Origin of the sequence: Pseudomonas sp. HMSC063H08 (genome assembly GCF_001813645.1) — a bacterium.
Taxonomy (GTDB): Bacteria; Pseudomonadota; Gammaproteobacteria; order Pseudomonadales; family Pseudomonadaceae; genus Pseudomonas; species Pseudomonas aeruginosa.
In genome coordinates this window covers 1-694 of sequence record NZ_KV813470.1, presented here as the reverse complement: position 1 = coordinate 694, position 694 = coordinate 1, and the positions used below count along the sequence as shown (strand labels likewise).

At 58.4% G+C, this 694-nt stretch carries 1 protein-coding gene; it reads left to right on the top strand.

Annotated features, from left to right (window positions below; genetic code table 11):
• Positions 1 to 494: 494 nt before the first annotated feature.
• A partial coding sequence (locus tag HMPREF2924_RS36225) for a hypothetical protein (protein WP_218189335.1) occupies positions 495 to 694 on the top strand: 200 nt, incomplete at its 3' end.

The window sequence follows — 694 nt, the reverse complement described above, 5'->3', positions numbered from 1 at the left end:
AGAAACCCTGTCAAAGGTTTCCCCAGCCGTGTCTGGAAGGGGAGTCAAGTGAGCCACCTGTGGTTGAATCGTCGATCCCTGGGCATTGATCGTCTCGATCCCATCACCCGGCCATTATCGTGGCTTGGCCAGCAAACAGTAGGCACGCATCCGCGTACAAAGGGAGCCCTGCGTATCACCGGCGGGCCACCGGCAGGGAGAAGGATCCCGATGGGTAGCCTGATGCCCCTGGAGCAGGAGCATCAGGCTACCCATGGAGAGGGGAAAAGGAGGGGCCGTAACACCAGTACGACCCTTAAATCGAGGAAACACCGAACCTCTTGAGAACCCTATGTGCCTTTAAACTCGCTCGACACGAGTTGACGGCTGCATGACAAGCAAAAGAACAGGGAGACACAGGGAGAATTCTCAACCAGATCCGCACGCCCCACCCGGTGTTGTAGCGTGCTTACGGTTTGGAGATGAGGCGAACCTGCATCACCAGGGCGCTACTGATGACCGTCAGTAGCCAGCGGGGTGAAATCAAAGTTGATGGCATTATGTGTTCAGAAGGCTGGTTTATCAAGCAGCGCCGGGGTTTACTGGCCTCTGGAGGTTATTTGACCGCGACCACCGCGCCCTCGGGGATGGGCGCAGGGAGCGCAATGGCAGTGGCTCCGAGGCGGCGCGTGACTAACTGGCCGTTGCGCCTGAC